Genomic DNA, 13,919 nt, shown 5'->3' with positions numbered 1-13,919 from the left:
TGGAAGTTGTGAGGTGATGAAGAATGGAACCCTTTGTATTGAACAAAAATGTCATGAAGGATATAGAAGAGAAAACGTATCATGGTGATCAAGATCCGCTGTTATTATATATTGAACCTTGGAAACGGTTGTTTGAGCGGTTAACGGTGGGATTTACAACCAGACATGGCGGCGTTGGTCAAGAACCGTACGCTACCCTTAATTGTGCGTATCACGTTGGAGATGATGCGGAGGCAGTGCTCCGTAATCGCCGTCTGCTGACGGAGAAGCTTGCTTTTCCGCTGGAGGCATGGACTTGTGGAGAACAGGTGCATGGTAAAGCGGTGGGTGTCATTACAGCTAAAGACAAAGGCAGAGGACTGCTGGATCGTCAATCGGCATTGCAGGATACAGACGGACTGGTTACCAATGTGCCTGGTGTACTGCTGACTTCGTTTTATGCTGACTGCGTTCCCTTATATTTCTATGATCCGGTGAATCAGGCTGTAGGTCTTGCTCATGCAGGATGGAAAGGGACTGTGGCGGGTATTGCCGTCTCTATGGTGGAAACGATGGAGCGGGAGTATGGAAGCCGGAGAGAGGACATTCGTGCGGCTATTGGTCCCTCCATTGGGGATTGCTGTTATGAAGTGGATGAGGCTGTTATGCAGCATGTTCGGGTTTGGCTGAATGAACCTCAGGGTAATGATGAATACAAGCATTCTGCTTCAAAGCGCATATATACACCTGTTGCGAACGGAAAAACGATGTTAAACTTGAAAGAATGTAATCGACACATTATGATGAAAGCAGGAATATTGCCGGATCATATCGAATGTACAACATGGTGTACAAGTTGTCATCCCGAACTATTTTTTTCCTATCGTAAGGAAAATGGGGTAACGGGGAGAATGGCAAGCTGGATTGGGCTGGAAGAGAGGTGACCCTCTGTGTCATTGGAGGAGCGTATACAACAAGTGAATCAGAAGATGGAAGATGCGTGTAAGCGCAGTAACCGCCCTTTTGAGGATGTAAATGTGATTGCGGTCACGAAATATGTCTCATTGCAAACGACGGGTGCTGTGCTGGATCATGGTCTTGAGCATATTGGAGAAAATCGCTGGCAGGATGCACAGGCGAAATGGGAAGCCTTTGGTCAGAAAGGCACGTGGCATTTTATTGGTCATTTGCAGACGAACAAGGTGAAAGACGTCATCGGCAAGTTTGCGTACATCCATTCACTGGATCGATTGTCACTTGCCAAAGAGCTGGATAAAAAAGCTGCTTCACTTGGAATTAAGGTGAACGCGTTTATGCAGGTGAACATTTCAGGTGAAGAGAGCAAGTATGGTCTGCAACCTGAACAGGCAAGTTCTTTTCTGAAGGATATTCAATCGTTCAACAACCTTAAGGTCATTGGTCTGATGACAATGGCGCCTCATGAGGAAGATCCAGAGTTGACGCGTCCTGTATTTCGAGGTTTGCGTGAGCTGAGAGATGATTTGAATGGACAAGCATTGACAGCTGAGCCCATTACCGAGTTGTCTATGGGCATGTCCAACGATTTCGAAGTGGCCATTGAAGAAGGAGCAACCTGGGTGCGGCTTGGATCAATTCTCGTAGGAAAAGAGGAGGGAACACGATGGGCGTAATGAATAAATTTATGAATTTCCTGGGACTTCAGGAAGAGGAAGAGATTGTAGAGCGGGAGCGTCTTGCTGCACAGGAAGAACACGAACCTGAACAGCAGGAAAATGAAACCTCTGCACTTGATAAACGTAGAAACCAAAGGGGTAATAATGTGGTTAGCATTCATTCCCAGAAAAATGTAAAAGTTGTCCTTTATGAGCCTCGTTCTTATGACGAAGCACAGGAGATTGCCGACCATCTGCGGTCGCATCGTACCGTTGTTGTGAATCTGCAACGAATCCGTCAGGATCAGGCTTTACGTGTTATTGATTTTCTAAGCGGTACGGTATATGCATTAGGCGGCGGTATATCTAAAATTGGCGGCAACATTTTTCTCTGTACGCCAGATACGGTTGAAATTCAGGGAACCATTACGGAGATACTGGCTGACAGCGAGCAAGATTATAACAGAATGAGGTGAGCCTTTTTTGTATCAGATGATTGAAGGTATATTGGGTACGCTATACCAGATTTATTTTTACATGGTTATTGTCTACATATTGATGTCATGGCTTCCCAATGCACGGGAGAGCTTCATCGGTGAATTGTTAGGCAAATTTGTAGAGCCTTACTTAAGTCCTTTCCGCCGGTTTATTCCGCCTCTGTTCGGTGTGCTGGATATTTCCCCGATTGTCGCGTTGCTTGTTCTTCGACTGGCGCTGGTTGGGTTACTCTCTATAGTTCAGTATTTGACATTTTAAGTTAGGGTGACATAGATGAGCGGTGATATGTACGAACATTTTAGCCATGATGAGCGGGACTTTGTAGATAAAGCCAACGATTGGGTTGAACGGGCGAGCAAGGTTCATGATATGAAACTCACCGATTTCCTTGATCCAAGACAGGTGTTTATTCTGCAATCCTTGGTCAATCGTAGCCAAGACGTTCAGGTTCGTTTCGATGGCGGATATGAAGCTGCTGAACGTAAGCGTGCATTGATTGCTCCTGATTATCGTTATCTGGATGAAGAAGATATGGGGATGCAGGTCCTCAGCATTACGTCTGACGATCAGAAAATCTCGGAACTGGAGCATGGGGACTATATGGGTTCCCTGCTCGGTCTCGGGATGAAACGAGGCAAGATTGGAGATATTCAAGTGCTGGAGGATGGCTGCCATACTGTAGTGGCAGCAGAGACCGGCGCTTTTTTATCGCTTCAATTGAATCAGGTGCATCGGTTGCACGTATTTACAGAACTACTGCCATTGAATCAGATGAAATGGTCTGCAACGAAATTGGACACTATAGATATTACCGTTGCCTCGATGCGACTGGATGGTATCTGTGCAGATGTGCACCGATTAAGCCGTAGCAAAATACTGATTCCAATTAAAGCAGGACGCTGTAAAGTGAACTGGAAAGTGGTGGAAGACCCCTCAAAGCCGCTTAAGGCAGGAGATGTGGTATCCATTCAAGGATTTGGTCGTTTTAAGGTGCTTGAACAGGAAGGAATGACCAAAAAGGGACGTTGCCGGGTAAAGATCGGTAAATTTGCTTGATGTTATTGCAGGATAATCCGAATTCTTGTCGAAATGTTAAACGTAAAGGTAAAAAAATATCCGGTGTTTCCGATATACATTAAAGTACAAGATGTGGATCTCTGCAGATCGTGAGAGCAGATTCTGCTATTCCGTAAAAAGTTACCAGTTCAGGTTTCTTTCTTACGGCCCCTTGGGTGGAACCCATATGCTGCAAACCTTCTCTATAGTGAGAAGGAATTTTTACAGGAGGTGGACAGCATGCCATTAACGCCGCTGGACATACATAACAAGGAATTCTCCCGACGCTTGCGTGGGTATGACGAGGATGAAGTCAATGAATTCCTGGATCAAGTCATCAAAGATTACGAAGGCGTCATTCGCGAGAACAAGGAGCTGAGCAATCAGTTGCTGTCCGTTCAGGAGAAGCTGGATCATTTTGCTACCATCGAGGAGACGCTTAGCAAAACGATCATCATTGCGCAGGAAGCTGCTGACGATGTGAAGAATAACGCAAAGAAGGAAGCTCAGTTAATTGTGAAGGAAGCAGAGAAAAATGCAGACCGAATCGTTAACGAAGCGCTTGGCAAGTCCCGTAAGATTGCTTTGGAAGTGGAAGAACTGAAGAAGCAGGCATCCATCTATCGTGCGCGTTTCCGTACGCTCGTTGAAGCTCAGCTTGAATTGCTGACACAGGATGGCTGGGAAGCACTGGAGAGCCGTGAGCAGGAAGTGCGTGACCGTGAGCGGGAGATGAAAGAGATTTATTAGTCTGCTGCCCGGTTGACTTTTGCGGGTAAAGAAGCTATAACTATATTCATATTGAATAGTGATTCCATGACGGGCTCAGTACGTTATGATCTCATCCCTCAGAGAGTTGGTGTCTGGTGCAAACCAACGGATGAGTTATAGCCGAATATCCTCCCGGAGAAGTGACGCTGAAGCGGTGAATGCATTGCCGTGTGTAAGCTGAACCGTAAGCCGTACGTTATAACGGTACCCTGCAGTAGTTTAGCGGGGCTTAAGCGCTGTTGATGACAGAGCATACTCGGGGTAACCTGAATGTGGTTTGTGATGAACAGAATTAGGGTGGTAACGCGAGATGAACCTCGTCCCTTTCCAGGGACGAGGTTTTTTTGTGTTCTAAAACGGTGAGCGGAATCTGTGAGCTACGATGGTGTATGTTTAATGTTTTACAATCGATTCATCTTAACAACAGAAAGGAAGTCGAACAGCATGCAACGAGTTGATGTCAAAGAAAAAGCACGTGCAAGAGAACTGCGTGTGTTAGATAAATGGAAAACGGAGAATACGTTTAAACGCTCCATTGAGAACCGGGAAGGCAAGCCGAACTTCGTATTTTATGAAGGCCCACCTACAGCCAATGGTAAACCACATATCGGTCACGTGCTTGGTCGTGTAATTAAAGACTTTGTTGGACGTTACAATACGATGAAGGGTTACCGCGTTGTGCGTAAAGCGGGATGGGATACACACGGCTTACCTGTAGAGCTTGGAGTTCAGAAAAAATTGGGTATCTCCCACAAGTGGGAAATCGAAGATTATGGCGTGGAGAAATTTATCAACGAATGTAAAGCAAGTGTTTTTGAATACGAGCAGCAATGGCGTGATTTGACGGAAGGGATCGGATACTGGACGGATATGAATAATCCGTACATCACCCTCGACAACAACTACATCGAGAGTGTGTGGAACATCCTAGCGACGATCCATGAGAAAGGTTTGTTGTACCGCGGTCACCGCGTAAGTCCATACTGCCCTTCTTGCCAAACAACATTGAGTTCGCATGAAGTTGCACAAGGATACAAGGACGTTAAAGATTTGAGTGCGACGGCAAAATTCAAGCTGGATGACAGTGGCGAATTCGTATTGGCCTGGACGACGACCCCTTGGACATTGCCTTCTCACGTTGCACTTGCTGTAAACCCGGCAATGGACTACTCTCGTGTACGTCAAAATGATGAAGTGTATATCATGGCGACGAACTTAGTGGAGAAAGTTATGAAAGATAGCAAAGGCGATTATGAGATCATTGGTGCACTGAAAGGTGCAGACTTGGTAGGTAAAACGTACAGCCCGCCATTTAACTACGTAGAGGCCGAGAAAACCAACATCATTCTGGGGGCAGGATTTGTTACAGACGCAAGTGGTACGGGTATTGTTCACATGGCTCCTGCACATGGTGAAGATGACTACCGTGTCTGCCGTGAGAATGGCATCAGTTTTGTGAACATGGTTGACCTGGAAGGCAAGTTTGTAGCACAAGTTACTGATTTTGCAGGTCGTTTCGTGAAGGACTGCGACATCGACATTGTGAGATACTTGTCTGAGCATGGCCGTCTGTTCAGCAAAGAGAAATATGAGCACAGCTACCCGTTCTGCTGGCGGTGTGATACTCCACTTCTCTACTATGCTATGGACAGCTGGTTTATCCAAACAACAGCAATCAAGGATCAGTTGATTGCAAACAATAGTGAAGTGGAATGGTATCCGGGTCATGTGCGTGAAGGACGATTTGGGAAGTTCCTTGAGGATCTCGTGGACTGGAATATCAGCCGTGACCGTTACTGGGGAACACCGCTTAACATCTGGGTGTGTGAAGAGACAGGCGAACAGTTTGCTCCTCATAGCATTGCTGAGTTACGTGCGCGTGCGGTAGGCGATGTGCCGGAAAACCTCGAGTTGCATAAGCCGTATGTAGATGAAGTGAAGGTGCTCAGCTCTTGCGGCAAATACGAAATGAAGCGTACACCTGAAGTCATCGATGTATGGTTCGACAGCGGCTCCATGCCGTTTGCGCAGCAACATTATCCTTTTGAAAATAAAGAAGTGTTTGAGCAACAATATCCTGCAGATATGATCTGTGAAGGGATTGACCAAACGCGCGGCTGGTTCTACAGCCTGCTCGCGGTATCTACACTTTTGACAGGCAAAGCGCCTTATAAAGCTGTTATGGCAACAGGACACGTACTGGACGAAAATGGCCAAAAGATGTCCAAATCCAAAGGTAATGTTATCGATCCTTGGGAAGTTATCGAGGAGTACGGTACGGACGCATTCCGCTGGGCGTTGTTGTCTGACAGTGCACCGTGGAACAGCAAACGTTTCTCCAAAGGCATCGTAGGAGAAGCGAAGTCCAAAATGGTGGATACGCTGGTGAACACTCATGCATTCCTGACGCTGTACGCAACGATCGATGGATTCGATCCACAGGAACATCCATTCCAAGTGTCTGCTCACAAATTAGATCGCTGGATTCTGTCCAGATTGAACAGCCTGATCCTTGTGGTAGAAAAAGCATTGTCCGTGAACGACTACCTGAACTCTTCCAAAGCGATCGAAGCCTTTGTAGATGAGCTCAGTAACTGGTATATCCGCCGTTCCCGTGATCGCTTCTGGGGAAGTGGTTTGACAGAGGATAAACTGGATGCGTACCGTACCCTTACCGAAGTGCTCGTGACTACAGCGAAGTTGGTTGCGCCATTCACTCCAATGCTGGCTGAGGATATTTACCTCAACCTGACAACGGGCGAAAGTGTGCATATGGATGACTATCCTGTAGCGAATGAAGCATTAATCGATGCGGCTCTGGAGCAAGATATGGAAACAGCTCGCCGCGTTGTTGAGCTTGCTCGTAACGTTCGTAACGAGACTGGTATCAAAACGCGTCAGCCATTGTCCGAGTTGATCGTATCCCTTGACAAAGGCTTTGATCTGGCAAGTTATGAAGAGATCATCAAGGAAGAGATCAACGTCAAAGGAATTCGTACAGAACATAACGATGCCGAGTTTGTTGATTTTACACTCAAGCTGAACCTTAAAGTCGCGGGTAAAAAATACGGCAAAAACGTAGGTTTCCTGCAAAACTTGTTCAAAGGCATGACGGCGGATGAGACCCGTAAAGTGGTAGCGGAAGGTGCATTTAACGTCGTTTCTCCGGAAGGCGAGGAACTACAGGTGACGGATGAGGAGTTGCTGGTTGAGAAACAGGCTAAATCGGGCTTTGCTTCTGCATCCGGTTATGGTTTGACGGTAGCCCTCAACACAGAGATCACAACGGCGCTGGAGCAAGAAGGCTGGGTTCGTGAAGTGGTTCGTGCGGTACAGGATACTCGTAAACGTCTGGATCTGCCAATCGAGAAAAGAGTGCGCCTGACGCTGGATGTGGATGCCGATCTTCAAGCAGCTATTGAAGCATTTGACGATGTTCTGCGTGAAAATGTACTGGTGACTGACGTGACATTTGGTAAGGTGGATGGCATGGAGCAAGTAGAAGCCGGAGGCAAGGGCATCGGAATCTTTATTGAAGCGTAGTGAACAAGAATAAGTAAGATTAAAATAAATGAGCCACAGCTAAGGGGCAATTCCTGAAGCTGGGCTCATTTGTTTTTGTTTGTTTTTCCACAGATCGGGCAATGATTAAATTGTGCAGTTCTTTTTAAAAAAGTAACACGTTCGTTTGATCTATATTGATGCAAGGATTGGAGCGAAACATGAGCAAACAGGATAAGTCAGCTGAGTCCAGTGCAACAGAAACAGCGGAAATAGCTAAGGTGGACACACCGCATGATAAAATTGAAGAATTACATACGTTAACCAACCGTCTTGCGAGTGAGCTGGAGCGTTCACGTATTGCCCAATATACGGAATTGCTAAATCGGCCGTGGAAGCTAATTGGGCTGAATCTCTTGTCCGGTGCAGCCAGAGGTGTAGGAATTGCCATCGGATTTACTTTTTTCGCGGCCACCATTATCTATGTGTTACAGGTTCTTGGTGCATTAAACCTCCCTATCGTCGGAGATTATATTGCTGATATTGTACGAATCGTACAAAGGCAGCTTGATATGAACACGTATTGAAAAATAAGGCCTTTAGGGCTCACCTGTAAACTCAATACGTGTCATCATCGTCTGAGTCGGGTTCAAGTAATCCTAAGCCCTCACCCTTCTCCAGGTATTGTCGGTACTGACGATTACGTACAATCGAAACATCGTGACCGTAAATATCCGTTGCGACAAAGCTTTCGTAAGCCTCAACAAAGCCGTCCAGCTCTTCCGTAGCTTCAATAGCCATCACATCATAGCTGTCGATATTACCGTTTTCCGCCATTGCCGGGGAATTCGAGTTGCCCCAACTCTCCACGATCTGCCAAGCGTCTTCGCCGTCAAAACCATTCTGATCATCCCGCTCGTCCAGACTGGTACGTCCAAATGATGGGGCGAGGAACTCTTCTTCCACAGGCCGATTTTCGGAAACGACAGTTTCCGGTTGATGCTTTTTACAGTACTTTGTGTATGGAACGGCCTCCATACGCTCATAAGGGATCGGTTGCTGGCAGACAGCGCATGTACCGTAATGACCTTCTTCAATCGAGTGCAGGGCGGAATCAATACGTTCGAGTTGAAATTCATCATGCTCCAGCAAGGAGATGTCTTTTTCTCGTTCATATACCTCTGTGGCAAGATCACCAGGATGATTATCAATCGGTGACAGTTCACCTGTTTGTAGTTTTAATGAGTCTCCAAGGCCGTAGTGTTCGTTCTCTGACAACCGGTGTTCGATATCCCGTTTATCTGACAAGAGCTGGGAACGCAATGATTGCATTTGCTCGGTTGTAAAATGTGACATGGCTTTCCCCTTTCTATTCCATTTGGAATCCGGTTTTTTCTCCGTTCTAGGATGTGCCTTTTGGAGCAGGATTACAGAAGGCAAATGTTATCGGTTTTTCCAATCCGCCTAAGCCAATATTGCTTCACAAGGTTGCCACGTCATGGACGATCTCTGAATAGCTGTGCTACAATAAATAAGTCTGGCGAATGCTTGGTATCGCTGGAAAAGACAAGAACGGAGTGACAACAAACGTGGTGTATTATATCCTTGCTTTTATCGTATTTCTAGTGGATCAGGGAACAAAGTATCTGATTGCTACCCGGATGGAGCTTAGAGAAGAAATTCCGGTCATTGGTAATTTTTTTGTCATCACTTCCCATCGAAATTCAGGTGCAGCGTTTGGTATCCTGCAGGATCAACGCTGGTTCTTTATTGTGGTGACCATTATTGTGGTTGTCGCCTTGATTTGGTATTTGCAAAAAGTAAAAGATACCCCGCACAAATTGCTACCAGTAGCGCTTAGCCTAGTGCTTGGAGGAGCGATTGGTAACTTCCTTGACCGTGCGTTGACGGGGGAAGTTGTAGACTTTGTGCAGCTTAATTTTGGGAGTTACACGTTTCCGATTTTCAACATTGCTGACTCGGCCATCTGTATCGGGGTAGCTTTGATTATTGTGGAGACATTATTGGAAGGACGTCGTGAAAAAGCGGCCGCTAAGATTGAAGGGAATGAGCATCATGAGTAATTTGAATGAGGAACAACGCAATAACGATGAGCAATTTAATGGCGAGGAACGTATGGAATGGATCGTTGCCGCTGAACATAAGAAGGAACGTGTGGATAAATATATTACAGATGCTGTAGATAACGTGTCTCGCTCGCAAGTGCAACTATGGATTGCAGATGGTGCAGTTACTGTCAATGGTGCTCTGGTGAAGTCCAATGCGAAGCTGTCAGAAGGAGATCAGATCGTATTACAGATTCCCGAGCCTGCTGCGGTGGAGATTATTGCGGAAGATATCCCGCTTGAAGTGGTTTATGAAGACAGTGATCTGATTGTCATTAACAAACAACGTGGACTGGTCGTACATCCTGCACCGGGGCATACATCAGGAACACTTGTGAACGCTCTAATGTACCATTGCAAGGATCTTTCCGGTATTAACGGAGAACTTCGTCCAGGGATCGTACATCGGATTGACAAGGATACGTCAGGCTTGATTATGGCGGCCAAAAACGACCGGGCGCATGCTTCACTAGCTGCCCAGTTGAAGGAGCACAGTGTGAACAGGCGTTATATTGCACTCGTTCATGGGCATCTCAGTCATGATCAAGGTACCATCGATGCACCGATCGGACGGGACACGAATGATCGTAAAATGTACACAGTCACCGAACGTAACAGCAAACATGCAGTGACTCATTTTACAGTGACGGAGCGCATCAACGATTATACCTTGCTCGAGTTAAAGCTCGAAACAGGGCGTACCCATCAGATCCGGGTGCATATGAAATTTATCGGTCATCCTCTTGTTGGTGATCCGACGTACGGGCGGAACAAAGGTATCAAAATGAATGGACAGGCTCTGCATGCGGCAACACTTGGTTTTGTGCATCCTTCCACAGGAGAATACATGGAATTCAGTGCACCGATTCCGCAGGATATGGAAGATGTACTCGCTTCGCTGAGAAGCCGCTGACCTTTGAAGAAAGTACAAATGTTCGGATATTTTGTCCATGGTGTTGAATGCTCAAATGCTTCATATTAAAACATGAGAAATTTGCGTCAAAATGAGGAGATGAACACATTATGAGTATCGATAAATATCAGGAAACGTATATCCAAACTAATTTTGCCGACCGTATCGGCGGCTCCAACTATGGTAAAGACACGAACATCTATAAATTCGAAAAAATCAAACGTGCGAAAGCTTCGGCCAAAAAAGACTTTCCCGATGTCGAACTGATTGACCTTGGGGTTGGTGAACCCGACGAGATGGCTGACGCAGGCATCGTTGCTGCACTTGCTGCAGAAGCGGCTAAACCAGAGAACCGCGGGTACGCCGATAATGGTATTCCTGAATTCAAAACAGCCGCAGCTGCTTACCTGAAAAACGTATTTAATGTGGATGGTATTGATGCGGATACAGAAATCGTACATTCCATCGGTTCCAAACCGGCTTTGGCAATGTTACCTTCTTGCTTCATTAATCCAGGTGATGTAACGATTATGACTGTGCCTGGTTATCCTGTAATGGGCACACACACGAAATATTTGGGTGGAGAAGTATTCAATATTCAATTGACCAAAGAGAACAACTTCTTGCCTGATCTGACAGCTATTCCTGAAGATATCGCTAAACGTGCAAAATTGCTTTATCTGAACTATCCAAATAACCCGACTGGTGCAAGTGCAACAGTGGAGTTCTTTACAGAGGTCGTTGAATGGGCGAAAAAATACAATGTCGTTGTTGTGCACGATGCTCCATATGCAGCATTGACGTATGATGGCAAAAAGCCTTTCAGTTTCCTTTCTGTACCAGGAGCCAAAGATGTAGGTGTAGAACTGCACTCTCTCTCCAAATCTTACAACATGACAGGTTGGAGAATTGGCTTCGTAGCCGGTAATCCTCTCGTTGTCAAAGCATTCAGTGATGTGAAGGACAACAACGATTCCGGTCAATTCATCGCGATTCAGAAGGCAGCGGCTTACGGATTGAATCATCCTGAAATTACGGAGAAAATTGCAGAAAAGTATTCCCGCCGTCACGATATGCTGGTTGCAGCGCTCAACGAGCTGGGCTTCCAAGCGGAGAAACCAAAAGGTTCTTTCTTCCTTTATGTTGAAGCACCAAAAGGTGTGGTCGGTGGACGTCGCTTCGAGTCAGGAGAAGACTTCTCCCAATTCCTGATTCGTGAGAAGCTGATTTCATCCGTGCCTTGGGATGATGCAGGTAACTTTGTTCGTTTCTCCGTTACATTCATTGCGAGTGGCGAAGAAGAAGAGAAACGTGTTATTACTGAAATCAAACGTCGTCTGAGTGACGTAGAGTTTGAATTTTAATTCAAACATGCGTTAATATAGACTATAAAGAGTAAAAAGAGACCGGAAACGGTCTCTTTTTTATGTCAAAATAAATCCTTTATCCTCTTTACAAAAATAACCAAGCAACTTATGATTAAGTCTTTACGTTATTTGTATAGACTAATCCGTTAGAATTGTTGTTGAAGGGAGTTATTGCTATTGTTTTCATCACGGCAAGATACCGCGTCTTCTGCTGTAGGTAATGCTGGAACCGTTTCTGGTTTATTTAAATTGCTAAGGCCTAAACAGTGGACAAAAAATTTGCTGTTATTTGCAGCATTGTTATTTTCATTTGAGGAAATCCGAACGGAGACCATTGTTTCAACAGTGATTGGCTTTCTGTTATTTAGCCTTGTTGCAGGATGTGTGTATATACTGAACGACTATGTAGATCGGGAACGGGATAGGCAACATCCGACTAAGCAATTCCGTCCAATCGCTTCAGGGCAGGTTAATCCTACACATGCAATAGTATTCGGAATGGCTCTCCTTGTGTTTTCCTTGGGAGCTGCTTTTGTGATGAATCCGTTGTTCGGTGTATTGTGCATTGTGTATTTCCTACTGAACGTATCTTATTCTTTTGTACTGAAACATCTCGTTATTCTGGATATGATGACTATTGCGGCAGGTTTTGTGCTTCGTGCAATTGCTGGTGGTGTATTGATTCATGTGCCGTTCACCCCTTGGTTTCTGATTTGCACGATGTTGTTATCGCTGTTCCTTGCGATTGGTAAACGGAGAAATGAACTTACATTGCTCGAAGGCAACACAGGATCACATCGTAAAGTGCTGGATAATTACTCGATAACGTTACTGGATCAGTTCAACACGATCGTCACGACAGCAACCATCATCAGTTATTCACTGTTCACCTTTACGTCAGATCGCACCATTCATCTGATGTGGACCATTCCACTGGTGATTTATGGCATGTTCCGGTATTTGTATCTGATCCATATGAAAAATCAGGGCGGATCACCGGACCGGGTTTTATTTGAGGACAAGCCTATCCTGATTACGGTTATTTTGTATGTAGTGAGTGTGATTACGATTTTTGCCATTTTCGAATGATCATAGAGAGATTTAGTATAGAGGGGGATCAGGGTGAAACGAACGAAGGTTGCGATCTTTGATATCGATAAAACGATTATACGCAGTGACTCCATGTTTCAATTTGTATTTTATAGTGTGCGACGTTATCCTTGGCAAGTATGGCGTCTGCCTGTCATTGCATTCCATACCTTCCTATTCAAAGCGGGTATTATGACGGTTGAACGAGTTAAACGTTCCTATTTTCAAGAAATCAAACGTATGTCTGAAAAAGACCTGGAGCATTTTTTCGAGACCCACCTCCGAACTTCCATATTTACGGAGGCAAGTGTAGAGATGCAACATCGGAAGGAAGCTGGATATCACGTGTTGCTCGTAACGGCTTCTCCGCATGCGTATATGAAGTATTTCAAAAATTTCCCTTGGGTCGATCATGTGATCGGAACCGAACTTGTTCGACATGAGAATGGTTATACCTGCACCATTGAAGGTGCCAATTGTAAGGGAGAAGAAAAGGTACGCCGGATTCAAGCTTATTTGGCCGAGAAAAACATGGAAATTGATTATGAGCAATCCTGCTCCTACTCCGATTCTTTATCTGATCTTCCCGTCATGCAGCTTGTGCGTCAGCGGTATTTTGTAAATAAACGTGTTCCTGAGATGGAGGCGTTAACGTGGGGGAAATAGGTTCACGTCACACGGGCAAATGGTTGATGCTGGCTTCTGCTTTCCTGACGGCGACAGGGCAATTGTTCTGGAAGTGGGGATTGACGGAGTGGATCTACATGGGTGTGGGTTTTCTATGTTACGGCATGGGAGCCATTTTGATGATTAAGGCATTCGCGCGCGAAAAGCTCTCGGTAGCCTATCCACTCATGTGTGCCAGTTATGTGTTTGCTTTAATCTATGGATATTTCTTGCTAGGTGAAGAAATTACGGTACAAAAGCTTGCGGCTGTTGTGCTCCTGGGAATCGGGGTGACGTTAACCAGTGTGGATCGATAGTT

15 protein-coding genes and 1 other annotated feature are annotated in these 13,919 nt (G+C 45.5%); of the genes, 14 read left to right on the top strand and 1 reads right to left on the bottom strand.

The genetic code is table 11. The features are described from left to right. Positions 1 to 53 precede the first annotated feature (53 nt). The 8 genes from pgeF to MKY23_RS19435 all read left to right on the top strand — a co-directional run bounded on the left by pgeF (position 54) and on the right by MKY23_RS19435 (position 8,026). Entirely contained in the window at positions 54 to 923 is an 870-nt protein-coding gene (gene pgeF / locus MKY23_RS19470) for a peptidoglycan editing factor PgeF (RefSeq protein ID WP_339831535.1), read from the top strand. 6 nt (positions 924 to 929) lie between these two features. After that, complete coding sequence (locus MKY23_RS19465) at positions 930 to 1,631, top strand: YggS family pyridoxal phosphate-dependent enzyme (RefSeq protein ID WP_339831533.1); 702 nt, start codon at positions 930 to 932, stop codon at positions 1,629 to 1,631. Continuing rightward, the gene (locus MKY23_RS19460) at positions 1,622 to 2,089 is read left to right on the top strand and encodes a cell division protein SepF (protein WP_090923746.1); all 468 of its coding nucleotides are present in this window, start codon (positions 1,622 to 1,624) and stop codon (positions 2,087 to 2,089) included. The genes MKY23_RS19465 and MKY23_RS19460 overlap by 10 nt, the downstream gene beginning before the upstream one ends. A gap of 16 nt (positions 2,090 to 2,105) precedes the next feature. Continuing rightward, on the top strand, positions 2,106 to 2,369 hold the full coding sequence (locus MKY23_RS19455; protein WP_090923796.1) for a YggT family protein: 264 nt from the start codon (positions 2,106 to 2,108) through the stop codon (positions 2,367 to 2,369). A gap of 15 nt (positions 2,370 to 2,384) precedes the next feature. Continuing rightward, positions 2,385 to 3,167, top strand: a complete 783-nt coding sequence (locus MKY23_RS19450; protein ID WP_154888129.1) for a YlmH/Sll1252 family protein — start codon at positions 2,385 to 2,387, stop codon at positions 3,165 to 3,167. A 240-nt stretch (positions 3,168 to 3,407) separates the two neighbouring features. Continuing rightward, on the top strand, positions 3,408 to 3,917 hold the full coding sequence (locus MKY23_RS19445) for a DivIVA domain-containing protein (protein ID WP_090923744.1): 510 nt from the start codon (positions 3,408 to 3,410) through the stop codon (positions 3,915 to 3,917). A gap of 57 nt (positions 3,918 to 3,974) precedes the next feature. Next, positions 3,975 to 4,266 (top strand) — a binding site (T-box leader). A 116-nt stretch (positions 4,267 to 4,382) separates the two neighbouring features. Then, positions 4,383 to 7,481, top strand: a complete 3,099-nt coding sequence (gene ileS, locus MKY23_RS19440; RefSeq protein ID WP_154888131.1) for an isoleucine--tRNA ligase — start codon at positions 4,383 to 4,385, stop codon at positions 7,479 to 7,481. A gap of 179 nt (positions 7,482 to 7,660) precedes the next feature. Continuing rightward, positions 7,661 to 8,026 carry a DUF5665 domain-containing protein gene (locus tag MKY23_RS19435; RefSeq protein ID WP_090923742.1) on the top strand — a complete coding sequence of 122 codons (366 nt, stop codon included), beginning with the start codon at positions 7,661 to 7,663 and terminating at the stop codon, positions 8,024 to 8,026. Between the two features lie 31 nt (positions 8,027 to 8,057). Here the strand turns inward: MKY23_RS19435 and MKY23_RS19430 are convergent, their stop codons facing one another. Continuing rightward, positions 8,058 to 8,795 carry a TraR/DksA C4-type zinc finger protein gene (locus MKY23_RS19430; protein WP_339831527.1) on the bottom strand — a complete coding sequence of 246 codons (738 nt, stop codon included), beginning with the start codon at positions 8,793 to 8,795 and terminating at the stop codon, positions 8,058 to 8,060. A 233-nt stretch (positions 8,796 to 9,028) separates the two neighbouring features. Here MKY23_RS19430 and lspA point away from each other — a divergent pair, with 233 nt between their 5' ends. The 6 genes from lspA (at position 9,029) to MKY23_RS19400 (ending at position 13,917) form a co-directional block, all read left to right on the top strand. Next, complete coding sequence (gene lspA / locus MKY23_RS19425) at positions 9,029 to 9,523, top strand: signal peptidase II (RefSeq protein ID WP_090923795.1); 495 nt, start codon at positions 9,029 to 9,031, stop codon at positions 9,521 to 9,523. 52 nt (positions 9,524 to 9,575) lie between these two features. Further along, positions 9,576 to 10,478, top strand: coding sequence for an RluA family pseudouridine synthase (locus MKY23_RS19420; RefSeq protein ID WP_251507441.1), 903 nt, complete (start codon positions 9,576 to 9,578; stop codon positions 10,476 to 10,478). Between the two features lie 110 nt (positions 10,479 to 10,588). Beyond that, positions 10,589 to 11,842, top strand: a complete 1,254-nt coding sequence (locus MKY23_RS19415; RefSeq protein WP_154888138.1) for an LL-diaminopimelate aminotransferase — start codon at positions 10,589 to 10,591, stop codon at positions 11,840 to 11,842. Positions 11,843 to 12,022: 180 nt separating this feature from the next. Then, entirely contained in the window at positions 12,023 to 12,934 is a 912-nt protein-coding gene (locus MKY23_RS19410; protein WP_154888140.1) for a decaprenyl-phosphate phosphoribosyltransferase, read from the top strand. 33 nt (positions 12,935 to 12,967) lie between these two features. Then, entirely contained in the window at positions 12,968 to 13,600 is a 633-nt protein-coding gene (locus tag MKY23_RS19405) for an HAD family hydrolase (protein WP_154888142.1), read from the top strand. Beyond that, complete coding sequence (locus MKY23_RS19400; protein ID WP_244159410.1) at positions 13,588 to 13,917, top strand: EamA family transporter; 330 nt, start codon at positions 13,588 to 13,590, stop codon at positions 13,915 to 13,917. Before MKY23_RS19405 ends, MKY23_RS19400 begins: the two co-directional genes overlap by 13 nt. The last annotated feature ends 2 nt before the right edge of the window (positions 13,918 to 13,919 follow it).

The sequence above is a fragment of the Paenibacillus sp. FSL R7-0272 genome (assembly GCF_037969905.1).
GTDB lineage: Bacteria > Bacillota > Bacilli > Paenibacillales > Paenibacillaceae > Paenibacillus > Paenibacillus polysaccharolyticus.
The sequence above is the reverse complement of the archived record's forward strand: the minus strand, read 5'-3'. Positions and strand labels throughout refer to the sequence as shown.